The organism is Streptomyces sp. NPDC043176 (genome assembly GCF_056436715.1).
In genome coordinates this window covers 100,226-124,136 of record NZ_JBWKCA010000017.1, presented here as the reverse complement: position 1 = coordinate 124,136, position 23,911 = coordinate 100,226, and the positions used below count along the sequence as shown (strand labels likewise).

Below are 23,911 nucleotides of genomic sequence, written 5' to 3'. Positions count from 1 at the left end.
TGCCCCCATGGCCAAGTACTTCGACGTCCACCCCGACAACCCCCAGCCCCGCACCATCTCCGCGGTGGCCGACAGCATCCGGAACGGAGCGCTCGTCGCCTACCCGACCGACTCCTGCTACGCGTTGGGCAGCCGGCTCGGCAGCCGGGACGGCATCAGCCGCATCCGGTCGATCCGCGACCTCGACGACCGGCACCACTTCACGCTGATGTGCCAGAACTTCGCCCAGCTGGGCCAGCTCGTGCAGATCGACAACGACGTGTTCCGCGCGGTCAAGGCGGCGACCCCCGGGGCGTACACCTTCATCCTCCCCGCCACCAAGGAGGTGCCCCGCCAGCTGCTCCACCCCAAGAAGAAGACGGTCGGCGTCCGCATCCCCGACCACGTGGTGACCCAGGCGCTCCTCGCCGAACTCGGCGAGCCGCTCCTCTCCAGCACCCTCCTCCTGCCCGACGAGGCCGAACCCCTCACCCAGGGCTGGGAGATCAAGGAGCGCCTCGACCACCAGGTCGACGCGGTGCTCGACTCCGGCGAGTGCGGGACCGAACCGACCACCGTCGTCGACTTCTCCGGCGGCGAGCCCGAGATCGTGCGGCGCGGGGCCGGGGACACCACCCGGTTCGAGTAGGACGACGCCGGGAACGGGCCACCACCCGCACGGCGGCCCTTACGGAACGGACGGTGATCACCGTACGGTCGGGACGGCATCCGCTCACCCGAACCGACGGAGGACAGAGTCACGTGATCGTCATCGCCCATGTCAGCGACATCCACGTCGACGTGGACCCGCGCAGCGCCGCCCGCACCCGGGCGGTCATGCGGTACCTGGAGGAACTCCCGCACGACCTCGCGGCCGTCCTCGTCACCGGCGACATCGCCGACCTCGGGAGCCCGGACGGATACGCCGTCGCGCGGGAGTTGCTCGTCTCCCGGCACCCGCTGCTGGTCTGCCCCGGGAACCACGACGTCCGGGCGGACTTCCGCAAGAGCCTCCTCCCGGAGGGCGCCGGCACGCGCCCGGACGCGCCCGTCAACCAGGTGCTGCGGGGCGACGGCTTCGTGATCGCCCTCTGCGACTCCTCCGTCCCGGGCGAGGACGACGGGTACCTGGAGGACGAGACGCTGGAGTGGCTGGACGGCGTCCTCGCCGACACCCCGCACGAGGTGCCCGTGCTCGTCGGCTTCCACCACCCGCCGGTACCGCTGCACACCCCGTACGTCGACGGCATCCGGCAGTTCGGCGAGGAGCGGCTCGCCGCGCTCGCCGACCGCCACCCCCACCTCACGGCGTTCCTCGCCGGGCACGCCCACACCGCCGCCGCCACCACCTTCGCCGGGCGCCCGCTGCTGGTCGCACCGGGCGTCGTCTCCACCCTCCGGCTGCCCTGGGAGAACCCGAGCCCGGACGACGAGAACGTCCACCTCGGGCTGCCGCCCGGCCTCGCCTTCCACGTCCTGGGCGACGACGGCCGGCTGACCACCCACTACCGGACCGTCACCGTCTGACGCCGCCGTCGCGGACGCCCCCGGGAGCGGGGCCGGACGACCATGTCGTTTTCTCGCCAGCCCGCGAGCCGTCCGTCCCCGATCCTGGAGGCATGCACACCGACACCGAGCGCTGCGTGCGGGCCGTCCAGTCGAAGGACGCCCGCTTCGACGGCGTGTTCTTCACCGCCGTCCGCACCACCCGGATCTACTGCCGGCCCAGCTGCCCCGTCGTGCCGCCCAAGCCGCAGAACATGGAGTTCCACCCCAGCGCCGCCTCCTGCCAGCGCGCCGGCTTCCGGGCCTGCAAGCGGTGCCGGCCCGACACCAGCCCCGGTTCGCCCCAGTGGAACGTCCGGGCCGACGCCGTCGCCCGTGCCATGCGGCTCATCCAGGACGGCGTCGTCGACCGGGAGGGCGTCCCCGGCCTCGCCCGGCGCCTCGGCTGGTCCACCCGCCAGATCGAGCGCCAGCTCCTCGCCGAACTGGGCGCCGGACCCCTCGCCCTCGCCCGCGCCCAGCGGGCCCAGACCGCCCGGGTGCTCATCGAGACGACCCCGATGCCGCTGGGCCAGGTCGCCTTCGCCGCCGGCTTCTCCTCGATCCGCACCTTCAACGACACCGTCCGCGAGGTCTTCGCGCTCACCCCCGGAGAACTCCGCGCCCGGGCCGCCCGCCGGTCCCCGGCCGACGCGTCCGCCACCCCCGGCGTGATCAGCCTCCGGCTGCCGTTCCGCGCCCCGCTGGAGCCCTCCAACCTCTTCGGCCACCTCGCCGCCACCGCCGTCCCCGGCGTCGAGGAATGGCGCGACGGCGCCTACCGCCGGACGCTGAGCCTCCCGTACGGGCACGGCATCGTCGCCCTGGCCCCCCGCGCCGACCACATCGCCTGCCGGCTGTCCCTGACCGACCCCCGCGACCTCGCCCACGCGATCAGCCGCTGCCGACGGCTCCTCGACCTCGACGCCGACCCGGTCGCCGTCGACGAGCGGCTGCGCGCCGACCCGCTGCTCGCACCGCTCGTCGACGCGGCCCCCGGCCGCCGGGTGCCCGGGAGCGTCGACCCCGCCGAGTTCGCCGTACGGGCCGTCCTCGGCCAGCAGGTCTCCACCGCCGCCGCCCGCACCCACGCCGCCCGGCTCGTCGCCGCACACGGAGTCCCCGTCGACGACCCCGAGGGCGGCCTCACCCACCTCTTCCCGGACCCCGGGGCGCTCGCCGCCCTCGACCCCGCGACCCTCGCCCTGCCGCGCAGCCGCCGGACCACCCTGCTCACCCTGGTCGGGGCCCTCGCCGACGGTTCCCTGACCCTCGGGCCCGCCGACGACCGGGAGGAGGCGCGCGCCCGGCTGCTCGCCCTGCCCGGCTTCGGGCCGTGGACCACCGAGATCATCGCCATGCGCGCGCTCAACGACCCCGACGCCTTCCTCCCCGGCGACCTCGGCGTCCGCCGTGCCGCCGGGGGACTGGGCCTGCCCGGCACCCCGGCGGCGCTCGTCGCCCGCGCCGCCCACTGGCGCCCGTGGCGCGCCTACGCCGTCCAGTACCTCTGGGCGACCGACGACCACCCGATCAACCACCTGCCCAGCGAAGGACACTGAAGCACCATGGCCCCCACCGTCCGGCACACCGTCGTCGACAGCCCGTACGACCCGCTGACGCTCGTCGCCGTCGACGGCGTCCTCAGCCGCGTCCACATGACCGGCCAGCGCCACCGGCCGCCCGAGGAGACGTTCGGCGAGCCCGACCCGCGGCCCTTCGGCGAGGCGATCCGCCAGCTCGACGCCTACTTCGCGGGCGAACTCACCTCGTTCGACCTGCGGTTGAACCTGATGGGCACGCCGTTCCAGCTGCGCGTCTGGGACCGGCTGCTCCGCATCCCGTACGGCGAGACCCGGACGTACGGCGAACTCGCCGAGGAGCTCGGCAACCCCGGAGCGTCCCGGGCCGTGGGACTCGCCAACGGCAAGAACCCCGTCAGCATCATCGTCCCCTGCCACCGGGTGATCGGCGCGGGCGGCGGCCTCACCGGCTACGGCGGCGGCCTCGACCGCAAACAGCGCCTCCTCGCCTTCGAGTCGGGAACGCAGGAGCCCGCCGCCCTCTTCTAGGGCCCCCGGTCCCCGTCCGGAAGGTCCCGCCTACCGGAGCCGGTCCAGGAGCGCGGGCAGCGCCGTGCCGATCGGCTCCCGCACGACCTCGTCGGCGACGGGGTCGTACGGGGTCGGCTCGGCGTTCACGATGATCAGGCGGGCCCCGTGCTCGGCGGCGATCCCCGCGAGGGAGGCCGCCGGCTGGACCTGGAGGCTGCTGCCGACCACGACGAACACGTCGGCGGCCTTGGCGATCGACATGGCCTGACCGAGCAGCACCGGGTCGAGCCGCTGGCCGAACATCACCGTCGCCGACTTCAGGATCCCGCCGCACACCCGGCACGCCGGGTCGTCCTCCCCGGCCCGCACCCGGTCGAGCGCCTCCGCCATCGACGAGCGGGCGTGGCAGGCCGTGCACACCACCGACCGCGCCGAGCCGTGGAGTTCGAGGACCTTCCGCTCGGGCACCCCCGCCGCCTGGTGCAGCCCGTCCACGTTCTGCGTGATCACCCGCAGCGCGTGGCCGCCGGCCCGCTCGTACGCCGCGATCGCGCGGTGCGCCACGTTCGGCTCGGCGCGCAGCACCGGGCCGTCGAGCCGCATCCGCCACGAGCGGCGGCGGATCTCAGGGTCCTCCATGTAGGGCCCGTAGGTGACGAGCCGCTCCGCCTCGGGGTCCCGGCGCCACAGGCCGTTCGGCCCCCGGTAGTCGGGGATGCCCGAGTCCGTCGAGATGCCGGCCCCGCTGAGAATCGCCACCATGGTCATGGGACGACCCTAGGCACGGGCCGCCCGCTCCCGCGAACGGGTTTCCGGGTGCTACGTTGCCGGCATGGCCAAGGTGAACATCGCGCTCGACGCCGAACTCGTCGTGGAAGTCATGGTGCTGGCGGGGGTCGGCAGCCCGCAGGACGCGGTGGAGGCCGTCGTCCGCGACTACATCGCGCGGGGACACCGTACCGAGGCCCGGGTCGCCGGTCGCGACGAGCCCCACCGCACCGGCGAGATCGTCCCGCCGGAGCCCCCGCAGGGCTGAGCCCCCGTTGCCGGACGGGTCCGCCGAGCCGACGGCCTTCCCGCCCGTCACGCCGACGGCGCCGCCAACCGCAGCGTCCGCCGGGCCAGTTCGCTGATCCGGACGCCGTCGAAGCCGAACACCGCGCTGTCCACGCGGTCCCGCAGCGGCTCCTTCCACCGCGACGGGATGGCGGCGGCCCCGCACATCACCCCCGCCACCGAGCCCGCCGTCGCGCCGTTGGAGTCCGTGTCGAGGCCACCGCGCACGGTCAGCGCGATCGTGCGGGTGAAGTCCCCCTCGCCGTACAGGAGTCCGGCGGTCAGGACGGCCGCGTTCGGGACGGTGTGGATCCAACCGAGCCCCGCCGTCCGCTCCGCCACCTCGTCGAGCGCGTCGGACCAGCCGAGCCCCGACGCGTACAGGGCGATCGTCCCCCGCACGGTCCTGGCGAGCCGGCTGCTCGCCGGGATCCGCTCCAGGCCCGCCTCCAGGACGGAGCGGACGTCGGGCGCGGTGAAGGCGGCGGCGATCATCGCGGCCGCCCACATCGCGCCGTACACGCCGTTCCCGGTGTGCGAGAGGACCGCGTCCCGGCGGGCCAGCGAGGCGGCCCGGCGCGGGTCGCCCGGACAGGTCCAGCCGTAGGCGTCGGCCCGGATCAGGGCGCCGATCCACTCCTGGTACGGATTGTCGTACGTGGCCGTCAGCGGCGGCCGCAGCCCGTTCGCGAGGTTCCGGTACGCGACGCGCTCGGCGGTGAAGGTCTGCAGGTACGGCAGCCGCGACAGCCACTCCTCGCCCAGCTGCTCGGTCGTGAAGCCGAAGCCGCGCGTCTCCAGGAGGTGCAGCCCCAGGACCGACCAGTCGACGTCGTCGTCCCGGCAGCTGCCGTCGACGCCGCCGCGCACGCACCTCGGCCACTCGGGCCGCAGCTCGAAACCGGTCGCGTCCGGCGGCGGAGGCGGCAGGTAGTCCGTCAGCGGCAGCGCGTCCGTCAGCCGCAGGTACGCGTCGATGTGCTCCCGGGTCCAGTGGTCCCCGCGCTCCACCGGCTTGCCGAGCATGTTCCCGGCGATCCGGCCCGTCCAGCCGCCCAGGATCCGGTCCGCGAGCGCGTCGTGTCCCAGGTCCACCTCAGCCCTCCCCCTCGCAAGGCTCCCCGCCGGTACGGGCCCTCGCGGCCCGGCGCGGGCGGTGGTGAGGGTCGCCGCCCCGCTCGGCCCTCGCCTCCCCGACCGGGGTCCGCACCGCGTCCCGCAGCCCGTGCGGGGCGTGGTGCCGGGCCGGGCCCGCGCCCGGGCCCTCGGGCGCGGGCCGCTCGCGCGGTCCCCGTTCGATCCGTTCCGTGCTCATGTGACCCCACTATGGTGCGGAATATCGCCTCATCAGGGGGTGGCACGCCGTCCGGCGGTCCGGATAGGGTCAGCCTCGGCGCGACTGCACGTTCGAAAGCAAGGGATGCAAGGTGACGGACGGAGCAGCAACTCAGGTCGCTCACGTGCTCGTGGCGGCCGACAAGTTCAAGGGCTCGCTCACGGCCGTACAGGTCGCGGAGCGGGTCACAGCAGGACTGCGACGGGTCGTCCCCGAGCTCACGGTGGAGACCCTGCCCGTCGCGGACGGCGGCGACGGCACCGTCGCGGCCGCCGTCGCGGCCGGTTTCGAACGCCGCGAGGTGCGCGTGACGGGACCGCTCGGCGAGCCGGTCACCGCGGCGTTCGCGCTGCGCGGCACCACCGCGGTCGTCGAGATGGCGGAGGCCTCCGGCCTCCAGCTCCTCCCGCGGGGCGTCTTCGCACCCCTCACCGCGACCACGTACGGCTCCGGGGAGCTGCTGAGGGCCGCACTCGACGCGGGTGCCACCACGATCGTCTTCGGCGTCGGCGGCAGCGCCACGACCGACGGAGGGGCCGGCATGCTCGCCGCCCTCGGCGCCCGCTTCCTCGACGCGGCCGGCGAACCCGTCGGCCCCGGCGGCGCGCCGCTCGCCGCCCTCGCCACGGCCGACCTCACCGGGCTCGACCCCCGCTTCGCCGACATCGACCTCATCCTCGCGAGCGACGTCGACAACCCGCTCACCGGCCCCAAGGGCGCCCCCGCCGTCTACGGCCCCCAGAAGGGCGCCACCCCCGACGACGTCCGCACCCTCGACGCGGCCCTCGCCCACTACGCCACCGTCCTGGAGAAGGCCGTCGGCCCCCGGGCCGCCGAAGCCGCCCTCGCCCCCGGGGCCGGCGGCGCCGGCGGCATCGGCTACGGCGCGCTCATCCTCGGCGCGAGCTTCCGGCCCGGCATCGAGCTCATGCTCGACGTCCTCGGCTTCGCCCCCGCCCTGGAGCGCGCCACCCTCGTCATCACCGGCGAGGGCTCCCTCGACGAGCAGACCCTCCACGGCAAGGCCCCCGCCGGCGTCGCCGCGGCCGCGCGGGCCGCCGGCAAGGACGTCGTCGCGGTCTGCGGCCGTCTCGTGCTCCCGCCCGAGGCGCTCGCGGCGGCGGGCATCCGCCGGGCGTACCCCCTCACGGCCCTCGAGCCCGACCCCGCCACCTGCATCGCCCAGGCGGGGCCCCTCCTCGAAGCCACCGCCGCCGTCCTGGCCCAGGACTTCCTCTCCTGACCCACCCCTTCGCAGGCCCGAGCCCCGGGTCAGGGGCCGGGCTGGGGGGTGAGGCGGAAGGCGTCGAGCGCGAGGGTCATCTCGGTGAGGTCGCGCGGCCGCGACAGGGACCGCGAGGTGAGCTGTTCGAGCCGGCGGAGCCGGTTGAAGACGGTGTTCCGGTGGCAGTAGAGGCGACCGGCCGCCCGCCCCGCGGACCCCTCGCAGTCCAGCCACGCGTCCAGCGTCTCCAGCAGGACCGCCCGGTCGGCCGGATCGAGTTCGAGCAGCCCGCCGAGCACGTCGGACACGAGGAGCCCGGCCATCTCCGGCTGGGACACGACGAGCGCGCCGGCCATCCGCCGGTCGAGGCGGACGATCTCGCGGCTGCCGGGCGGACAGGTGCGCAGGGCGAGCTCGGCGAGCCGCCGGGCGCGGCCCAGCTCGGTGAGGCCGACGACGACGGGACTGATGCCGCCGGGACCGGGGCACCGGCCGTCGAGGAGTTCGGAGAGCGCGTCGAGTCCGGTGTCGCCGGCGAGCGCCACCACCCCCAGCTCGCAGTCGGCGCCCATGCGCCACAGGAAGCGGACGCCTTCGCCCTGCACCTGCCGGTGGAACGGCTCGCGTTCCTCGCGCCGGTCGTAGCGGAGGACGACGACCGCGTACCGGCCCTGTTCCGGCAGGTCGAGGCCGGCCGCCGCCCGTGACACCAGCTCGGGGGAGCGCCGGCCCTGGAGGAGGGCGTCGAGGAGGGCCTGGAGCTGCTCGTCCGTACGGCGGCGGAGCTCCAGCTCGGCCGCCCGGTACGCCTCCGACGCGGTGTCGGCCTGGGCGTCCACCGCGGACCACACCGTCGTCGCGGACTGCATCAGCGCGGCCAGCTGCCCCGCATCGGTGCCGGCGCTCTCGATGAGCGCGTCCCACACCAGGTGCCCGGCGTGCCGGTACGCGTGCACGACGAGCTCCAGCGGCATGCCCTGCGCGGCCCGCCGCCGGCCCATCCCGTCCGCGTGCTCGAGGTCCCGGCGGGGCGAGTTGCGGGGCGCCGAGATCATCTCGATCCCGATCCGCATCGCCTCCCGGGCCTCCTGCCAGTGCTGGTCGTACGGAAGGATCCGCCCGTAGGCGGGCTCGTACGCGTGGAGCTCCCGTAGATGCTCGTCCACCAGTTCCGGTACCCGCTCCAGAAGCGTCGCGCACGCCTGAGCGAGCACCTTCCAGTCGTCACCGGTCCGCCGTCTGCGCCGTCCCATGCCGGGAGGATCCACCGCCCGGGGCCCCCGCGCACAGCCCTGACGCGCAGCGTTGTGCGCATGCACAGCCCGCCGCCGCGCCCGCTGGTCACCGGCAGCGTTTCGGCCGCGGAACGTGGACGCGCGGTCCGGCGCGGTGCTGGGGTGAGCGCCACTGAACGGCCGGTGGCAAGTGCGGCCGGGGAAAGGGGAACCATGGGAGGTACCGCACCCGCTCTCCAGGTGACGGACCTGACGGCGGGATACGGCCCCGTGCACGCGCTGCGGCGGGTGTCGCTGACCGTGCCGGCCGGCACGGTCGTCACGGTCCTGGGAGGCAACGGGGCCGGCAAGTCCACCCTGCTGCGGGCGGTCTCGCGCACCCTCCGCTTCCACGGCGGCGCCGTGGTCTCGGGCACGGTGAGCCGCGACGGCCGGCCGCTCGACGGACTGCCGCCCGACCGCGTCGTCGCGGCCGGAGTCTCGCAGGTCCCCGAGGGCCGCCAGGTCTTCGCCCGGATGACGGTCGAGGACAACCTGCGCGCGGGCGCCCTCGGCGGGCGCGGCGGCCGGGCGGCGAAGACGGCCGCGCTCCGGCGCGTCCACGAGCTCTTCCCCGTCCTGGCCGACCGCGCCCACCAGCGGGCCGGGCTGCTCTCGGGCGGCGAACAGCAGATGCTCGCCGTCGGCCGCGCCCTCATGGCCCGGCCCGGGCTCCTCCTCCTGGACGAACCGTCGCTCGGCCTCGCGCCGCTGATGGCGGCCCGCATCGCCGACGCCGTCCGCGAGATCAACGCCCAGGGCACGGCGGTCCTCCTCGTCGAGCAGAACGCGGCGCTCGCGCTGCGGCTCGCCTCCCTCGCGTACGTCCTGGAGGTCGGCGAGGTCACGCTCTCGGGCCCCGCCGCCGAACTCGCCGCCTCCGACGAGGTGCGCCGCCGCTACCTCGGCGTCGTCGACGAGACGGCCGCCGCCGACGCCGCCGACGCACGGGCCGCCCACCCGGTCCTGTCCCGCTGGGAGGAGACCCGATGACGCGCACCCCGCCGCCCGGCGAAGAGCCGGGCGCCGACGGCGCCGCCACGCCGACGGCCGCCGGCCCCTCGCCCGCCGTCCCCGGCGACCCCGGGTCCGGCGCCGCCGCGCCGCCCGCGGCCGGGCCCGGCGTTCCGGCCCTCGAAGTCCGCGACGTCACCGTCCGGTTCGCCGGTCTCACCGCCCTCGACGGGGTGGGCTTCACCGTCAGGCCCGGGACCGTCCACGCCCTCATCGGACCCAACGGGGCGGGCAAGTCCACCTGCTTCAACGTGCTCTCCGGGGTGTACCGCGCCACCGAGGGCTCCGTCCGGTTCGGCGCGCACGAGCTGACCGCCCTGCCGCCGCACCGGATCGCGGACCTCGGGGTGGGCCGGATCTTCCAGAACCTGGCGCTGCCGCCGCGCGCCACCGTCGAGGACAGCCTGATGCTGGGCCGCCACCGGCTCACCCGTACCGGCTTCCTGGCGGCCGGACTGCGGCTGCCGTCGGCGGCCAGGGAGGAGGCACGGCACCGGGCGAGGGTCCGGGAGATCGCCGCCTTCGTGGGCCTCGAAGGCCAACTCGCGCGACCCGCCGGCTCCCTGCCGTACGGGCAGCAGAAGCTCGCGGAACTGGCCCGTGCCCTGTGCATGGAGCCGAAGCTGCTGCTGCTCGACGAGCCGGTCGCCGGCATGACCGCCGACGAGCGGCGCCGTACCGCCTCGGTCATCGCGGGAGTCCGCGACAGCCTCGGCATCTCGGTGCTCCTCGTCGAACACGACATGGGCCTGGTGATGCGGCTCGCCGACTCCGTCACCGTCCTCGACTTCGGCCGCCGGATCGCCGACGGGGCCCCCGCCGACGTCCAGAACGACCCGGCGGTCGTCCGCGCCTACCTCGGAGAGGAGACCGCCGCGTGAGCACCTTCGCCGAATTCCTGATCAACGGCGTCTCACTGGGCTCGATCTACGCCCTCATCGCCCTCGGCTTCGTGGTGATCTTCCGCGCCACCGAGGTCGTCAACTTCGCCCACGCCTCCCTCCTGCTCGCCGGCGGCTACGTCACCGCCGTGCTCCACGACACGATCGGCTTCTGGCCCGCGCTGCTCGCCGGCGTCGCGGGCGCGGCGGTGGTCGGCGCGGCCGTCGAGTTCCTCGTGATGCGCCGTCACCGGGGCGGCGACCACAGCGTCCTCGCGATCGTCACGATCGGCGTGGACATCCTCCTCGCCACCGAGCTGACCCGGCGGATCGGCACCGACATCCTCGCCCTCGGCGACCCGTGGGGGGACGCCGTCGTCACCGTCGGCCCGGTCACGATCGCCGAGACCCGGATCGCGGCGCTCCTCGCCGCAGCCCTGCTCATCACCGCGTTCCTGCTCGCCTTCCGGTACACCTCCTGGGGCGTGGCGATGCGGGCCGCGGCCGAGAACCAGGAGACCGCCGCCCTGATGGGCATCCGGCTGGGCCGGGTGTCGCTGGGCGCCTGGGCGGTCGCCGGCGGTCTCGCCGCCGTCGCCGCGCTGTTCCTCACGGTCTTCCCGACCCCCGGCCTGGAGCGGACCACCTCGCTCGCCGCGCTGAAGGCCTTCCCCGCCGCCATCCTCGGCGGTCTCGACTCCACCACCGGCGCCCTCGTCGGCGGCCTGCTCGTCGGGATCACCGAGTCGCTCGCCACCGGCTACCAGGGCGATCTGACCTTCCTGGGCCGGGGGATCGGCGACGTCGCCCCCTACCTCGTGATGGTCGCGGTGCTGCTGATCCGCCCCGCCGGACTCTTCGGCACGAAGGAGCTCGCCCGTGTCTGAGACCCTCGCCCGCCCCGTCGTCCGGGGCCGCGCCCTGGTGTACGGCTGGTCAGCCGCGGGCCTGCTCCTCGCCGCGCTCCCGTTCTACCTGGACCGCTTCTGGCTCCAGGCCGGACTGTTCGCGATGGCCGCCGCCCTGGGGGCCGTCGGCATCAACCTGCTGACCGGCGCCACCGGACAGCTCTCCATGGGACACGCCTTCTTCCTCGCCGTCGGCGCCTACGGCTACTGCGCCTTCGCCGGGGACGGCTCCGACGGCCTGGCCGGCCTCGGGCTGCCCGGATGGCTCGCCGCCGTCCTCGCGGTCGCCCTCGCGGGCCTGGCCGGCGGGGTGTTCAGCCCCATCGCGGGACGGCTGCGGGGCGCGTATCTGGGCATCGCCACCCTGGCGCTGATCTTCATCGGCCAGCACGTGCTGTTCAACGCCCACGACGTCACCGGCGGCTACAACGGCCGCGCGGTCCCGCCGCTCTCCCTCTTCGGCCTCACCTTCGACGACACCGAACTGATCGTCGCCCAGGTGCCGTTCGGCGCCGTCGAGAAGCTCTGGTACCTGGGGCTCGTGCTGCTCGCCGGCGGGGTCCTCTTCGCCCGCGGGGTCCTCAGGGGCCGCCCCGGGCGCGCCATGAACGCCATCCGGGACCACCGGATCGCCGCCGGCGTGATGGGCATCCCGGTGGCCCGCTACCGCGCGGCCGTCTTCGTCCTGTCGTCCATGTACGCGGGCCTCGCGGGCGTCCTGCTCGCCCTGGTCTTCCAGCGCACCGTGCCCGAGTACTTCGGCATGGCGCTCTCCCTCGAGTACCTGGCCATGATCGTCATCGGCGGTCTCGGCTCGGTCGCGGGCGCGGTGGCCGGAGGCGTCTTCGTCTCCCTCCTGCCGCAACTCCTCACCCGCTACAGCGACGCGCTGCCCCTGGTCTCCGCCCCCGGGACGGGCGGGATCGCACCGGGGGAGGCCGCGCGCTACCTCTACGGCGCCGCCGTCGTCGCGGTGGTGCTCTTCCTGCCCGGCGGCCTGGTCCGCCTCGCCGCCCGGACACGCAAGACCCCGACGTCAGACCGACCCTCAGGAGAAGCACGATGAACCACCGACGACAGGCCGTGCGGGGCCTGGCCGCAGCCCTTGCCGCACTGGTCGCGCTCACCGCCGCCGGCTGCAGCTCCAAGGCGAAGACCGGCGACGGCAAGGAGACCGGCGCGGGCGGGGTGAAGACCGGCGAGGGCGTCACGGACAAGACGATCGCCCTCGGCGCGCTCACCGACATGACCGGTGTGTACGCCACGCTCGGCAAGAGCGTCACCCAGGCCCAGCAGCTGTACGTGAAGCAGGTCAACGCCGCCGGCGGGATCTGCGGCCGGCAGCTGGAGCTGACGGTCCGCGACCACGGCTACGACCCGCAGAAGGCGCTCGCCGCCTACACCGAACTGGAGCCGAAGGTCGTCGGCTACACCCAGTTCATCGGCTCCCCGTTCGTCGCCGCGGTCAAGTCCCGGGTCGACGGCCAGGACAAGGGCCTCGTCCTGCCGCAGGCGTGGTCCGCCTCGCTGCTCGGCTCCCCGTACATCCGCGTCCTCGGCGCCACGTACGACGTCGAGACGATCAACGCCGTCGACTTCCTCGTCACGGAGAAGGGCCTGAAGACGGGCGACAAGCTCGGCCACGTCTACTTCGAGGGCGACTACGGCGAGAACGCGCTGGCGGGCTCGAAGTACGCGGCCGGCAAGGCGGGCCTGGTCGTCGTCGAGCAGAAGATCAAGCCCACCGACAACGACATGTCCGCGCAGGTGGCGGCCCTCAAGCAGGCCGGGGTCAAGGCCGTCGTCATCAGCGCGGGCCCCCGCCAGGCCGCGTCCCTCGTCGGCGTCGCCGCCGCCACCGGCCTGCGGGTCCCGGTCGTCGGCAACAACTCGGCCTTCGCCCCGCAGCTGCTCGGCACCCAGGCCGGCCCCGCCCTGGAGAAGATGTACTGGTTCGCCTCCCCGAGCCTGCCCATCGGCGCCGACACCCCCACCGCCAAGAAGCTGGTCGCCGACTACCGGGCCGCCTACCCGGGCGACGGACTCGACAACGGCATCGTCGCCGGCTGGACCGCGGCGAGCGTCTTCGGCGAGGCGCTGAAGAAGGCCTGCGTGAACAAGGACCTCACCCGCGAGGGCGTCGACAAGGCCCTCCTCACGATGAACGCCCACGACGCCGGCTTCGGCATGACCCACGACCTCGGCGACCCCGAGGCACCGTCCTCCCGCGAGTCCGTCATCCTCCAGCCCGACAAGTCCGTCCCCGGCGGCATGCGCACGGTCCGGCAGCCCTTCGTCTCGGAGGCGGCCAAGACCTACACGCCCTGATCCGCGAACCCGGGCCGCCACCCCGCGTACCCGGTCCGCCACCGCGCGTACCCGGTCCGCCACCGCGCGTACCCGGTCCGCCACCGCGCGGACCGGGGCCCGGCCCGGAAGATCTTCACGTGCCCGAAACATCTCGGTGTGAAGCTCGGGACCCATGAACCCACGTATCGAGGAGAACCGGGGCCATCCCCGACTCGCCGGGCTGCTCGGCGCGTACCACCTGGTCAACCAGGCGGAGAAGGGCACGGCGGTGGAATCGGTCGCCGAGCTCCCGGCGGTGTACCGCGTCGAGGCCGAGGACCCGGCCGGCGCCTTCGCCGCAGACACGGTCCTGCTGGCCACGCCGGCCGGTGCGGAAGCGCCGGCCGGCTGCGTCGTCCTCAAGGCCCCCCGCGAGGGCCCGGCCCCCGAGATCAAGCGGCTCTGGGTGACGCCCGAGGCGCGGCGGAAGGGCCTCGCGAAGGCGCTGATGACCGAGGCCCTGCGACGGGCCGCCGCGGCCGGCGCGCCCGCGGTGCGCCTCACGGTCTGGTCCTGGCGGGACGAGCCCCTCGCGCTCTACCGGAGCCTCGGCTTCGCCGTCGTGGACCCCTGGGACGACCGGCCTGACCTGCTCTGCCTGGAGAAGCCGCTCGACGCCGTCGAGCGGCTGACCCCCGACGCCGTACGGGCCCACGCCGCCGACGGCCTCGCCGCGCTCCTCGTGGACGCCGTGGACGGCGGTGCCTCGGTCGGCTTCCGGGCGCCCCTGGACACGGCCGAGGCGGCCGCCTGGTGGGCCGGCGTCGCCGAGGAGGCGGCCGGGGGCGTACGGGACGTCTGGGCGGCCCGCGGCCCCGACGGGCGGATCTCCGGCGTCGTCACCCTCGTCCGCACCGCCACGGCCAACGGCCGGCACCGCGGCGAGATCGCCCGGCTCCTGGTGCACCGCTCCGCCCGCGGCCGGGGTCTGGGGCGGCGGCTGCTCGCGACGGCCGAGGCCCATGCCGCCGCCACCGGACTCTCCCTGCTCGTCCTGGACACCCAGACCGACAGCCCCGCCGAGCGTCTCTACCGGGGCGCCGGCTGGACGGCGGCCGGCACGATCCCGGACTTCGCCGCCGACCCGTCCGGCACCCTCCGCCCCACCACGCTGTACTACAAGCGGCTCGGCTGAAGAAGGGCGAACGGGGAGGGCACGCGAAAGGGCCCCGGGAGGCGTCATCGCCTTCCGGGGCCCTTCCATACGGCTCGGTTCCGCTACGGCAGCTGCGCCGCCCGCGCCTCCCGGCTCTCACGCCGGTTGCCGCGGAAGGTGTTCACCCGGCGGGCCGTCGCGAAGAGGGGGATCACGGCGCCCAGCACGACCTGGAGAGCACATCCGGTCTGGAGCAGGAACGCCCCGCCCGGGGCGTCGAACGCCCAGGCCGCCAGCATGGCCATCGCACCGACGATCCAGCTGAGCATCGCCACCGCGAGGATGCCCCGCGGCTTCGGGTACTCGACCCGGCTCACCATCAGCCAGGCCACCCCGATGATCGCGAGCAGCGTCGGGATGAACGGCAGCTCGAGCAGCACGATCGAGACCACCGTCAGCGCGCCGAAGGGGCTCGGCATGCCCTGGAACATGCCGTCCTTCATCGTCACGCACGAGAATCTCGCCAGTCGCAGCACCACCGCGAGCAGCACCACGATCGCGGCCACGGCCGAGACCTTCTGCTGCGCGTCGTCCGCGACCATGCCGTACACGAGCACGAAGTACGCCGGGGCCAGACCGAAGCTGATCAGGTCCGACAGGTTGTCGAGCTCGGCACCCATCGGCGAGCTGCGGAGCTTGCGCGCCACGATGCCGTCGAAGAGGTCGAAGATCGCCGCGCACAGCATCAGTATCACCGCGGTGGCGGCGCTGTTCCGCGCCATGCCGGTCTCGGTGCTGCCGGTGAGGTGCGGGATCAGGATGCCGGTCGTGGTGAAGTAGACCGCCATGAAGCCACACGTGGCGTTACCGAGCGTGAGGGCGTCAGCTATGGACAGCCTCAACGACAGCGGCATCTCCTCGGCCTCCGCGGCCGCCTCCGCCTCTGCGTCGGCGGCCCACTCGGAGGCCCGTGTGTCGGGATCAATCACGGTCAATGCGAGTCACCCCCGCGGTCGTGGCCTGCCCCACCTCGACAGCGACCTCGACACCCTCCGGGAGGTAGATGTCGACCCGCGAACCGAAGCGGATCAGGCCGATCCGGTCGCCCTGCTCGACCTTCGTCCCCTGCGGGATGTACGGCACGATGCGCCGGGCGACGGCCCCCGCGATCTGCACCATCTCGATGTCGCCGAGTTCGGTGTCGAAGTGCCAGACAACGCGCTCGTTGTTCTCGCTCTCCTTGTTGAACGCCGGGACGAACCCGCCGGGGACGTGCTCCACCGACGTCACGGTGCCGGCCAGCGGCGCGCGGTTGACGTGCACGTTCAGCGGGCTCATGAAGATGGCGACCCGGGTGCGTCCGTCCTTCCACGGCATGATGCTCTGCACCACACCGTCGGCGGGGGAGATGACCCGGCCCGGAGCGATCTCGCGCTCGGGGTCGCGGAAGAACCACAGCATGCCGGCCGCGAGTGCGGTGGTCGGCACGGCGATGGCCGCGGCACGCTTCGACTTGCGCGCGCGCACGAGGCTGAGCGCCGCGGTGGCGACGGTCGGGAGGAGCCACGGCGATGCTCCGCGCGCGAGGCGTACGCCGGCAAGGCTGTCGCGGTGTGCAGAGGTTTGGCTGTGGGGCATGGATGACCTTCGTAGCGGATGATGCCGCGCTGGCAACGGGGGGACGGCGGCTTTCCGGCGATGCTATCGGTTGCGGGGCGCAACTGGGCAAGCCAGGAACCGAGTCGACGGCCGGAAGACGAACACAGGGTGTGATCTTCTTCGCGGCCGAACCGACTCAAAAGCGACAATCAACCCTGGAATCGGTACTCCTCGAGCAGCCGACGACCAATGATCATTTTCTGGATCTCGGCGGTACCTTCGCCGATGAGCAGCATCGGTGCCTCCCGGTAGAGGCGCTCGATCTCGTACTCCTTCGAGAAACCGTACCCACCGTGGATGCGGAAGGCGTCCTCGACGACCTCCTTGCAGTACTCGGAGGCGAGGTACTTCGCCATCCCTGCTTCCAGGTCGTTTCGTTCCCCGGAGTCCTTTTTGCGTGCTGCATTCACCATCATGGCATGAGCGGCCTCGACCTTGGTAGCCATCTCGGCCAGCTTGAACTGAATCGCCTGGTGCTGGGCGATCGCCTTGCCGAAAGTATGACGTTGCTGGGCATACGAGACACCCAGTTCGAAAGCACGCTGAGCGACGCCGCAGCCACGGGCCGCCACGTTGACGCGGCCGACCTCCACGCCGTCCATCATTTGGTAAAACCCTCGGCCGGTGACCCCGCCGAGCACCCGATTGGCCGGAATGCGCAGTCCGTCCATGATGAGCTCGGTCGTGTCGACGCCCTTGTAGCCCATCTTGTCGATCTTCCCGGGGATGGTGAGGCCGGGGCGGACCTCTCCGAAGCCGGGCTCCTTCTCCACGAGGAAGGTCGTCATCGACTTGTGGGGGGCCGTGCCCTCGGGGTGTCCTTCGTCACTTCGGACGAGAACGGCCACCAGCGTTGACGTCCCGCCGTTCGTCAGCCACATCTTCTGGCCGTTGAGGACGTACTCGTCGCCGTCCTTGACCGCCTTCGACGTGATCGCCGACACGTCCGAGCCGAGGCCCGGCTCCGACATCGAGAACGCGCCACGCGTCTCGCCGGCCGCCATCCGCGGAAGGAAGTAGTCCTTCTGCTCCTGGGTGCCGTGCTGCTTCAGCATGTACGCCACGATGAAGTGCGTGTTGATGATGCCGGAGACCGACATCCAGCCGCGCGCGATCTCCTCCACGCACAGCGCGTAGGTGAGGAGCGACTCACCCAGACCCCCGTACTCCTCGGGGATCATCAGACCGAAGAGGCCGAGCTCCTTGAGCCCGTCGACGATCTGCTGGGGGTACTCGTCGCGGTGCTCCAGCTCGGTGGCGACCGGGATGATCTCCTTGTCGACGAACTCCCGGACGGTCTTGAGGATCTCCTGCTGGACGTCCGTGAGCCCGGCGGTCTGGGCGAGTCGGGCCATGGCTACTTCTCCGTCTTCTTGGCGGGCTCGATCAGCTCGGGGCGGCCGGGCTGCTCGCCGCCGCGCTCCTTGATGTACGTCTCGGTGGGGACCATCACCTTGCGGCGGAAGACGCACACGAGGGTGCCGTCCTGCTTGTAGCCCTTGGTCTCGACGTAGACGATGCCGCGGTCGTTCTTCGACTTCGACGGGGTCTTGTCGAGGACCGTGGTCTCGCCGTAGATCGTGTCGCCGTGGAAGGTCGGCGCCACGTGCCGCAGCGACTCGATCTCCAGATTGGCGATCGCCTTGCCCGAGACGTCCGGCACGGACATGCCGAGCAGCAGCGAGTAGATGTAGTTGCCGACGACGACATTCTTGCCGAAATCCGTCGTGTTCTCGGCGTAGTTCACATCCATGTGCAGCGGATGGTGGTTCATCGTCAGCAGACAGAAGAGGTGGTCGTCGTACTCGGTGACCGTCTTTCCGGGCCAGTGCTTGTAGACGGCACCGACTTCGAACTCTTCGTAGGTACGGCCGAACTGCATCGGACTCAGGCCTCCGGGATCTCGAACTTGCTGGTGCGCTGCATGCCGGCGGCGCGGCCCTTGCCGGAGATGACCAGGGCCATCTTGCGGGAGGCCTCGTCGATCATCTCGTCGCCGAGCATCGCGGAGCCCTTCTTCCCGCCGGCCTCGGACGTGTAGTAGTCGTACGCGTCGAGGATGAGCTCGGCGTGGTCGTAGTCCTCCTGCGAGGGCGAGAAGATCTCGTTCGCGGCGGCGACCTGGTCCGGGTGCAGCACCCACTTGCCGTCGAAGCCCAGGGCGGCGGCGCGCTGCGCCACGGCCTTGTAGCCCTCCTGGTTGCGGATCTGCAGGTAGGGGCCGTCGATCGCCTGGAGGTTGTTGGCGCGGGCGGCCATCAGGATGCTCATCAGGATGTGGTGGTACGCGTCCGCCGGGTAGCCGGGCGGCTGCTCGCCGACGACCAGCGACTTCATGTTGATGGAGGCCATGAAGTCGGCCGGGCCGAAGATGATCGTCTCGACGCGCTGGGAGGCCTGCGCGATCGCGTTGACGTTGGTGAGGCCCTGGGCGTTCTCGATCTGCGCCTCGATGCCGATCTTGCCGACCTCGAAGCCCATGGTCTTCTCGATCTGCGTCAGCAGGAGGTCGAGGGCGACGATCTGCTGGGCGTCCTGGACCTTCGGCAGCATGATGCAGTCGAGGTTCTGGCCGGCGCCCTCGACGACGGTGACGACGTCGCGGTACGTCCAGTGGGTCGTCCAGTCGTTGACGCGGACCACGCGGGTCTTGCCGGTCCAGTCGCCCTCGTTCAGGAACTTCACGATGGTGTGCCGGGCCTCGGGCTTGGCCAGCGGGGCGCACGCGTCCTCCAGGTCGAGGAAGACCTGGTCGGCCGCGAGGCCCTGGGCCTTCTCCAGGAAGCGCGGGTTGGAGCCGGGGACCGCCAGGCAGGAGCGGCGGGGGCGGAGCCGGTTCACGGGGCTGGTCATGCGAGGACCTCCGTACTTTCGAGGGGGCTGAGCTTGTGAGCTGTGCGGATCTCGTCGACGATACGGCCGATGATCTCCGTGATACCGAAGTCCTTCGGTGTGAAGACGGCGGCGACACCCGCGCGCTTCAGTTCTGCGGCGTCGGCGTTGGGGATGATCCCGCCGACGATGACCGGGATGTCGGTGGCTCCGGCCTCGCGGAGGCGGTCGAGGACGTCGGGCACGAGCTCGGAGTGGGAGCCGGAGAGGATCGACAGACCCACGCAGTGCACGTCCTCGGCGAGCGCCGCGTCGACGATCTGCTCCGGGGTCAGCCGGATGCCCTGGTAGACCACCTCGAAACCGGCGTCGCGCGCGCGTACGGCGATCTGCTCGGCCCCGTTGGAGTGGCCGTCGAGGCCGGGCTTCCCGACGAGCAGCCGCAGTCGCCCGGAGTTCAGCTCCTCGGCGGTCCGCGCCACCTTGTCCCGTACGACCGCCAGCGGCGTGCCCGCCTCGGCGGTCACCGCGACCGGGGCGGAGGAGACGCCGGTGGGCGCCCGGAACTCGCCGAAGACCTCGCGCAGGGCCCCGGTCCACTCGCCGGTCGTGACGCCGGCGCGGGCGCACTCCAGGGTGGCCTCCATGAGGTTCCCGGTGCCGCGGGCGGCCTCCTTGAGGCGTTCGAGGGCCTTGCAGGGGCGCGGGTGGTTGAACGGGGGCTGGTAGCGGTTGTCCCGCCACGACTTCAGCGAGCCGACCACCCGGGCCTCGACGGCCGGGTCGACGGTCATGATCGCGGTGTCCAGGTCGGCGGTGAGGGGGTTCTCCTCGGTCGACCGGAAGATGTTCACACCGACGATCTTCTCGTCCCCGGCCTCGATCCGGGCGCGCCGCTCGGCGTGCGAGGAGACCAGCTGCGACTTGAGGTAGCCGGACTCGACGGCCGCCATCGCGCCGCCCATCTCCTGGATCCGCTCGATCTCGGCCAGGCACTCCTCGACGAGCGAGTCGACCTTGGCCTCGATGACGTGGGAGCCGGCGAAGATGTCCTCGTACTCCAGCAGGTCGGACTCGTGGGCGAGCACCTGCTGGATGCGGAGCGACCACTGCTGGTCCCAGGGCCGGGGCAGGCCCAGGGCCTCGTTCCAGGCCGGGAGCTGGACGGCGCGGGCGCGGGCGTCCTTGGAGAGGGTGACGGCCAGCATCTCCAGGACGATCCGCTGGACGTTGTTCTCCGGCTGGGCCTCGGTCAGGCCGAGCGAGTTGACCTGCACGCCGTAGCGGAACCGGCGCTGCTTCGCGTCCTCGATCCCGTACCGCTCGCGGGTGATCTTGTCCCAGATGCGGCCGAAGGCGCGCATCTTGCACATCTCCTCGATGAAGCGGACGCCCGCGTTCACGAAGAAGGAGATGCGGGCCACGACATCGCCGAACCGGTCCTGGGGGATCTGGCCCGAGTCGCGGACCGAGTCGAGCACGGCGATCGCCGTGGACATCGCGTAGGCGATCTCCTGGACCGGCGTGGCCCCCGCCTCCTGCAGGTGGTAACTGCAGATGTTGATCGGGTTCCACTTCGGGATGTTGTTGACCGTGTAGCAGATCATGTCCGTCGTCAGCCGGAGCGACGGGCCGGGCGGGAAGACGTGCGTCCCGCGCGACAGGTACTCCTTGACGATGTCGTTCTGGGTGGTGCCCTGGAGCTTGGTGATGTCCGCACCCTGCTCCTCGGCGGCCACCTGGTAGAGCGCCAGCAGCCACATCGCCGTGGCGTTGATGGTCATCGAGGTGTTCATCTGCTCCAGGGGGATGTCCTGGAACAGCCTGCGCATGTCACCGAGGTGCGAGACGGGGACCCCGACCCGGCCGACCTCGCCGCGGGCGAGGACGTGGTCGGGGTCGTATCCGGTCTGCGTCGGCAGGTCGAAGGCGACCGAGAGGCCGGTCTGACCCTTGGCGAGGTTGCGCCGGTACAGCTCGTTGGACGCCTCGGCGGTGGAGTGACCGGCGTAGGTCCGCATGAGCCACGGCCGGTCCTTCTGGCGCTCAGTCATCTATGGTCCCGGGCTCAGATGTTGCGGAAACGGTTGATGGCGTCGATGTGCTGGGCACGCATCTCGGGGTTGCGCACGCCCAGGCCCTCCTGCGGGGCGAGGGCGAGCACGCCGACCTTGCCCTGGTGGAGGTTGCGGTGGACGTCGTAGGCCGCCTGACCGGTGTCCTCCAGGGAGTAGACCCTGGAGAGCGTCGGGTGGATCTTGCCCTTCGCGATCAGGCGGTTGGCCTCCCACGCCTCGCGGTAGTTCGCGAAGTGCGAGCCGACGATCCTCTTGAGCGACATCCACAGGTAGCGGTTGTCGTACTGGTGCATGTAGCCCGAGGTCGAGGCGCAGGTGGTGATGGTGCCGCCCTTGCGGGTGACGTACACCGAGGCGCCGAAGGTCTCGCGGCCCGGGTGCTCGAAGACGATGTCGATGTCCTCGCCGCCGGTCAGCTCGCGGATCTTGGAGCCGAAGCGCTTCCACTCCCGCGGGTCCTGGGTGTTCTCGTCCTTCCAGAACTTGTAGCCCTCGGCGTTGCGGTCGATGACCGCGTCGGCGCCCATGGACCGGCAGATGTCGGCCTTCTCCGGGGAGGAGACGACACAGATCGGGTTGGCGCCGCCGGCGAGGGCGAACTGGGTGGCGTACGAGCCGAGGCCGCCGCTGGCGCCCCAGATGAGGACGTTGTCGCCCTGCTTCATGCCGGCGCCGTTGCGGGAGACCAGCTGGCGGTAGGCGGTGGAGTTGACGAGGCCGGGGGAGGCGGCCTCCTCCCAGCTCAGGTGGTCCGGCTTCGGCATGAGCTGGTTGGACTTGACGAGGGCGATCTCCGCCAGGCCGCCGAAGTTGGTCTCGAAGCCCCAGATCCGCTGCTCGGGGTCGAGCATCGTGTCGTTGTGGCCGTCGGAGGACTCCAGCTCGACCGACAGGCAGTGCGCGACGACCTCGTCGCCGGGCTGCCAGGCGTTGACGCCCGGGCCGGTGCGCAGGACGACGCCCGCGAGGTCGGAGCCGATGATGTGGTACGGCAGGTCGTGGCGCTTGGTGAGCTCGGAGAGCCGGCCGTAGCGCTCCAGGAAGCCGAAGGTCGAGACCGGCTCGAAGATCGACGTCCAGACCGAGTTGTAGTTCACCGAGCTCGCCATGACGGCGACCAGGGCTTCGCCCGGGCCGAGCTCGGGAAGCGCGACGTCGTCGAGGTGGAGCGACTTGCGCGGGTCCTTGTCGCGGCTGGCGACGCCGGCGAACATCTCCGCCTCGTCCTTGTGGACGGTGATCGCCCGGTAGGAGTCGGGGAGCGGGATGTTCGCGAAGTCGGCGGACGTGGCGTCCTGCGACTGGATCGCGGCCAGGATTTCCTTCACGGGTTGCCTCCGGCGGTGAGCGTCCTGAGGGAGGGACGCCTGAGGATTACGACGGGGAGTGCTGCTGCTGTGGAGGTGTGCCGTCGGTTCGGCTCGGTGGTGCGGTGGCGGCGCTGTGTGGTGGAGCGCGGGGTGCCTGTGACGCAGGCGTCCGGGCGCACCGGCCGTGGCTGGTGGGGACAGCCGGCGCACGAGGTGTGATCTCTGCGCGCCGGCCGCCCGGACAACATCAACGTATGGCACGCCGTGTCACCTGGCAAGGCACTCGGTGCCAACAATTTCACTCAGATGCAATCCGCCCGTCACGGATGAGCGATGATCGATCGAAACCGCCCGTGAGCTGGGCGAACGCACGAGGGCCGCCCCCGGAAACCGGGGGCGGCCCTCGTGCGTGGAAGGTGCTCAGGCCTCTTTGAGGGCCTGCTGGATGGTGCGCATGACCTCGTCGAGCGGTGCGTCCGTGCGGGCCACCGCGATGACCACGTCGCCGGTGGTGGAGACCCGCGCGGGCGGCGCCGGCTCGGGCTGCGGGGACGGGGCCGGACGGCCCGCGCCTATGCCCGAGCCGAAGGTCTCCCGCACGATGGCGAAGGCGTGGTCGAGCTGCGCCTCCACGTCGCCCTGGCCGCCCGCCCGCAGCCAGCGCCGCAGCACGTGGTTGTGGGCGGTGACGACCGCCGAGGCGGCGACCTCGGCGAGCAGCGGGTCGTCGTTGCCGTCGTGGTGGTCGCGCTCGTCGAAGTGCCCGAGCAGATAGCGGGTGAACAGCCGCTCGTAGCGGGCCACCGAGGCGATCTCGCGCTCCCGCAGCGTCGGCACCTCACGGGTGAGCCGGTAGCGCTCCACCGACACCGAGGGCGACCCCGCGTACATCTTCATGACCTCCTTGATGCCCCGGCACACCGTGTCGAGCGGGTGCTCGTGCGGCGGGGCGGCGTTCAGGACCGCCTCCGCCCGCACCAGGGTGTCGTCGTGATCAGGGAAGATCGCCTCTTCCTTGGAGCGGAAGTGGCGGAAGAAGGTCCGCCGCGCGACCCCGGCCGTGGCCGCGATCTCGTCGACCGTGGTGGCCTCGTACCCCTTGGTGGCGAAGAGCTCCATCGCCGCCGTGGCGAGCTCCCGGCGCATCTTGAGCCGCTGGGCGGCGGCACGAGTGCCCGCCGCGCTCTCCGGAGCGTCGGACGGGGACGTGGCACGGGGTGTCTTCGCGGCCTTGGGCATGGTCCGAACGTACTGCATCGGAGCGGGAGTGTGCCCAGGTGGGGGCGGGGAGCCCCCCGGGGCACCGACGGCGCCC

General features: G+C 72.4%; 23 protein-coding genes. 12 read left to right on the top strand and 11 right to left on the bottom strand.

Annotation, left to right across the window (positions count from 1 at the left end):
* The first annotated feature begins 7 nt into the window (after positions 1–7).
* The 4 genes from AC067A_RS25975 (at position 8) to AC067A_RS25960 (ending at position 3,596) form a co-directional block, all read left to right on the top strand.
* A complete protein-coding gene (locus AC067A_RS25975) occupies positions 8–628 on the top strand; it encodes an L-threonylcarbamoyladenylate synthase (protein WP_479244886.1) in 621 nt (206 codons plus the stop codon).
* A gap of 113 nt (positions 629–741) precedes the next feature.
* Positions 742–1,506, top strand: a complete 765-nt coding sequence (locus AC067A_RS25970; RefSeq protein ID WP_479244885.1) for a metallophosphoesterase — start codon at positions 742–744, stop codon at positions 1,504–1,506.
* A gap of 92 nt (positions 1,507–1,598) precedes the next feature.
* Entirely contained in the window at positions 1,599–3,086 is a 1,488-nt protein-coding gene (locus AC067A_RS25965) for an AlkA N-terminal domain-containing protein (RefSeq protein WP_479244884.1), read from the top strand.
* 6 nt (positions 3,087–3,092) lie between these two features.
* Complete coding sequence (locus AC067A_RS25960) at positions 3,093–3,596, top strand: methylated-DNA--[protein]-cysteine S-methyltransferase (protein ID WP_479244883.1); 504 nt, start codon at positions 3,093–3,095, stop codon at positions 3,594–3,596.
* A gap of 30 nt (positions 3,597–3,626) precedes the next feature.
* Here the strand turns inward: AC067A_RS25960 and AC067A_RS25955 are convergent, their stop codons facing one another.
* The gene (locus AC067A_RS25955; protein WP_479244882.1) at positions 3,627–4,346 is read right to left on the bottom strand and encodes an SIR2 family NAD-dependent protein deacylase; all 720 of its coding nucleotides are present in this window, start codon (positions 4,344–4,346) and stop codon (positions 3,627–3,629) included.
* A 64-nt stretch (positions 4,347–4,410) separates the two neighbouring features.
* On the opposite strand from AC067A_RS25955, the gene AC067A_RS25950 reads away from it, so the two are divergent.
* The gene (locus AC067A_RS25950; protein ID WP_479244881.1) at positions 4,411–4,614 is read left to right on the top strand and encodes a type II toxin-antitoxin system VapB family antitoxin; all 204 of its coding nucleotides are present in this window, start codon (positions 4,411–4,413) and stop codon (positions 4,612–4,614) included.
* A gap of 47 nt (positions 4,615–4,661) precedes the next feature.
* On the opposite strand, the gene AC067A_RS25945 is transcribed toward AC067A_RS25950, so the two are convergent.
* Positions 4,662–5,660: an ADP-ribosylglycohydrolase family protein gene (locus AC067A_RS25945; protein WP_479244941.1), complete on the bottom strand. Its 999-nt coding sequence runs from the start codon at positions 5,658–5,660 to the stop codon at positions 4,662–4,664.
* Positions 5,661–6,061: 401 nt separating this feature from the next.
* Here AC067A_RS25945 and AC067A_RS25940 point away from each other — a divergent pair, with 401 nt between their 5' ends.
* Positions 6,062–7,213, top strand: a complete 1,152-nt coding sequence (locus tag AC067A_RS25940) for a glycerate kinase (RefSeq protein ID WP_479244880.1) — start codon at positions 6,062–6,064, stop codon at positions 7,211–7,213.
* Between the two features lie 29 nt (positions 7,214–7,242).
* Here the strand turns inward: AC067A_RS25940 and AC067A_RS25935 are convergent, their stop codons facing one another.
* Complete coding sequence (locus tag AC067A_RS25935) at positions 7,243–8,448, bottom strand: PucR family transcriptional regulator (RefSeq protein ID WP_479244879.1); 1,206 nt, start codon at positions 8,446–8,448, stop codon at positions 7,243–7,245.
* Between the two features lie 195 nt (positions 8,449–8,643).
* On the opposite strand from AC067A_RS25935, the gene AC067A_RS25930 reads away from it, so the two are divergent.
* From AC067A_RS25930 to AC067A_RS25905, 6 genes are all read left to right on the top strand, one after another.
* Entirely contained in the window at positions 8,644–9,462 is an 819-nt protein-coding gene (locus tag AC067A_RS25930; RefSeq protein ID WP_479244878.1) for an ABC transporter ATP-binding protein, read from the top strand.
* Positions 9,459–10,364 (top strand): ABC transporter ATP-binding protein, encoded by a 906-nt coding sequence (locus tag AC067A_RS25925; protein ID WP_479244877.1) that lies wholly within the window; start codon positions 9,459–9,461, stop codon positions 10,362–10,364. Before AC067A_RS25930 ends, AC067A_RS25925 begins: the two co-directional genes overlap by 4 nt.
* Complete coding sequence (locus AC067A_RS25920) at positions 10,361–11,251, top strand: branched-chain amino acid ABC transporter permease (RefSeq protein ID WP_479244876.1); 891 nt, start codon at positions 10,361–10,363, stop codon at positions 11,249–11,251. Before AC067A_RS25925 ends, AC067A_RS25920 begins: the two co-directional genes overlap by 4 nt.
* Positions 11,244–12,338 (top strand): branched-chain amino acid ABC transporter permease, encoded by a 1,095-nt coding sequence (locus tag AC067A_RS25915; protein ID WP_479244875.1) that lies wholly within the window; start codon positions 11,244–11,246, stop codon positions 12,336–12,338. Before AC067A_RS25920 ends, AC067A_RS25915 begins: the two co-directional genes overlap by 8 nt.
* Positions 12,335–13,600, top strand: a complete 1,266-nt coding sequence (locus AC067A_RS25910) for an ABC transporter substrate-binding protein (RefSeq protein WP_479244874.1) — start codon at positions 12,335–12,337, stop codon at positions 13,598–13,600. Before AC067A_RS25915 ends, AC067A_RS25910 begins: the two co-directional genes overlap by 4 nt.
* A gap of 154 nt (positions 13,601–13,754) precedes the next feature.
* Positions 13,755–14,756 carry a GNAT family N-acetyltransferase gene (locus tag AC067A_RS25905; protein ID WP_479244873.1) on the top strand — a complete coding sequence of 334 codons (1,002 nt, stop codon included), beginning with the start codon at positions 13,755–13,757 and terminating at the stop codon, positions 14,754–14,756.
* A gap of 83 nt (positions 14,757–14,839) precedes the next feature.
* On the opposite strand, the gene pssA is transcribed toward AC067A_RS25905, so the two are convergent.
* The 8 genes from pssA to AC067A_RS25865 all read right to left on the bottom strand — a co-directional run bounded on the left by pssA (position 14,840) and on the right by AC067A_RS25865 (position 23,835).
* Positions 14,840–15,706 carry a CDP-diacylglycerol--serine O-phosphatidyltransferase gene (gene pssA / locus AC067A_RS25900; protein ID WP_479244940.1) on the bottom strand — a complete coding sequence of 289 codons (867 nt, stop codon included), beginning with the start codon at positions 15,704–15,706 and terminating at the stop codon, positions 14,840–14,842.
* Positions 15,699–16,355 (bottom strand): phosphatidylserine decarboxylase, encoded by a 657-nt coding sequence (locus AC067A_RS25895; protein WP_479244872.1) that lies wholly within the window; start codon positions 16,353–16,355, stop codon positions 15,699–15,701. The genes pssA and AC067A_RS25895 overlap by 8 nt, the downstream gene beginning before the upstream one ends.
* Positions 16,356–16,525: 170 nt before the next feature.
* Positions 16,526–17,731: an acyl-CoA dehydrogenase family protein gene (locus AC067A_RS25890; protein WP_015037484.1), complete on the bottom strand. Its 1,206-nt coding sequence runs from the start codon at positions 17,729–17,731 to the stop codon at positions 16,526–16,528.
* 2 nt (positions 17,732–17,733) lie between these two features.
* On the bottom strand, positions 17,734–18,258 hold the full coding sequence (locus AC067A_RS25885; protein ID WP_030320137.1) for a MaoC family dehydratase: 525 nt from the start codon (positions 18,256–18,258) through the stop codon (positions 17,734–17,736).
* A gap of 5 nt (positions 18,259–18,263) precedes the next feature.
* Positions 18,264–19,229 (bottom strand): HpcH/HpaI aldolase/citrate lyase family protein, encoded by a 966-nt coding sequence (locus AC067A_RS25880; protein ID WP_015037486.1) that lies wholly within the window; start codon positions 19,227–19,229, stop codon positions 18,264–18,266.
* Positions 19,226–21,262, bottom strand: coding sequence for a protein meaA (locus AC067A_RS25875; RefSeq protein ID WP_479244871.1), 2,037 nt, complete (start codon positions 21,260–21,262; stop codon positions 19,226–19,228). Before AC067A_RS25875 ends, AC067A_RS25880 begins: the two co-directional genes overlap by 4 nt.
* 14 nt (positions 21,263–21,276) lie before the next feature.
* A complete protein-coding gene (gene ccrA, locus AC067A_RS25870; protein WP_479244870.1) occupies positions 21,277–22,614 on the bottom strand; it encodes a crotonyl-CoA carboxylase/reductase in 1,338 nt (445 codons plus the stop codon).
* 402 nt (positions 22,615–23,016) lie between these two features.
* The gene (locus AC067A_RS25865; RefSeq protein WP_479244869.1) at positions 23,017–23,835 is read right to left on the bottom strand and encodes a TetR family transcriptional regulator; all 819 of its coding nucleotides are present in this window, start codon (positions 23,833–23,835) and stop codon (positions 23,017–23,019) included.
* Between the last annotated feature and the right edge of the window lie 76 nt (positions 23,836–23,911).

What these genes read in the sequence shown, in the direction of transcription:
- AC067A_RS25975 (WP_479244886.1), top strand. Translation starts at nt 8, where the DNA reads ATGGCCAAGTACTTCGACGTCCACCCCGACAACCCCCAGCCCCGCACC.
- AC067A_RS25965 (WP_479244884.1), top strand. Translation starts at nt 1,599, where the DNA reads ATGCACACCGACACCGAGCGCTGCGTGCGGGCCGTCCAGTCGAAGGAC.
- AC067A_RS25960 (WP_479244883.1), top strand. Translation starts at nt 3,093, where the DNA reads ATGGCCCCCACCGTCCGGCACACCGTCGTCGACAGCCCGTACGACCCG.
- AC067A_RS25955 (WP_479244882.1), bottom strand. Translation starts at nt 4,346, where the DNA reads ATGACCATGGTGGCGATTCTCAGCGGGGCCGGCATCTCGACGGACTCG.
- AC067A_RS25950 (WP_479244881.1), top strand. Translation starts at nt 4,411, where the DNA reads ATGGCCAAGGTGAACATCGCGCTCGACGCCGAACTCGTCGTGGAAGTC.
- AC067A_RS25945 (WP_479244941.1), bottom strand. Translation starts at nt 5,660, where the DNA reads ATGCTCGGCAAGCCGGTGGAGCGCGGGGACCACTGGACCCGGGAGCAC.
- AC067A_RS25935 (WP_479244879.1), bottom strand. Translation starts at nt 8,448, where the DNA reads ATGGGACGGCGCAGACGGCGGACCGGTGACGACTGGAAGGTGCTCGCT.
- AC067A_RS25930 (WP_479244878.1), top strand. Translation starts at nt 8,644, where the DNA reads ATGGGAGGTACCGCACCCGCTCTCCAGGTGACGGACCTGACGGCGGGA.
- AC067A_RS25925 (WP_479244877.1), top strand. Translation starts at nt 9,459, where the DNA reads ATGACGCGCACCCCGCCGCCCGGCGAAGAGCCGGGCGCCGACGGCGCC.
- AC067A_RS25910 (WP_479244874.1), top strand. Translation starts at nt 12,335, where the DNA reads ATGAACCACCGACGACAGGCCGTGCGGGGCCTGGCCGCAGCCCTTGCC.
- AC067A_RS25905 (WP_479244873.1), top strand. Translation starts at nt 13,755, where the DNA reads ATGAACCCACGTATCGAGGAGAACCGGGGCCATCCCCGACTCGCCGGG.
- AC067A_RS25895 (WP_479244872.1), bottom strand. Translation starts at nt 16,355, where the DNA reads ATGCCCCACAGCCAAACCTCTGCACACCGCGACAGCCTTGCCGGCGTA.
- AC067A_RS25890 (WP_015037484.1), bottom strand. Translation starts at nt 17,731, where the DNA reads ATGGCCCGACTCGCCCAGACCGCCGGGCTCACGGACGTCCAGCAGGAG.
- AC067A_RS25885 (WP_030320137.1), bottom strand. Translation starts at nt 18,258, where the DNA reads ATGCAGTTCGGCCGTACCTACGAAGAGTTCGAAGTCGGTGCCGTCTAC.
- AC067A_RS25880 (WP_015037486.1), bottom strand. Translation starts at nt 19,229, where the DNA reads ATGACCAGCCCCGTGAACCGGCTCCGCCCCCGCCGCTCCTGCCTGGCG.
- AC067A_RS25875 (WP_479244871.1), bottom strand. Translation starts at nt 21,262, where the DNA reads ATGACTGAGCGCCAGAAGGACCGGCCGTGGCTCATGCGGACCTACGCC.
- AC067A_RS25865 (WP_479244869.1), bottom strand. Translation starts at nt 23,835, where the DNA reads ATGCCCAAGGCCGCGAAGACACCCCGTGCCACGTCCCCGTCCGACGCT.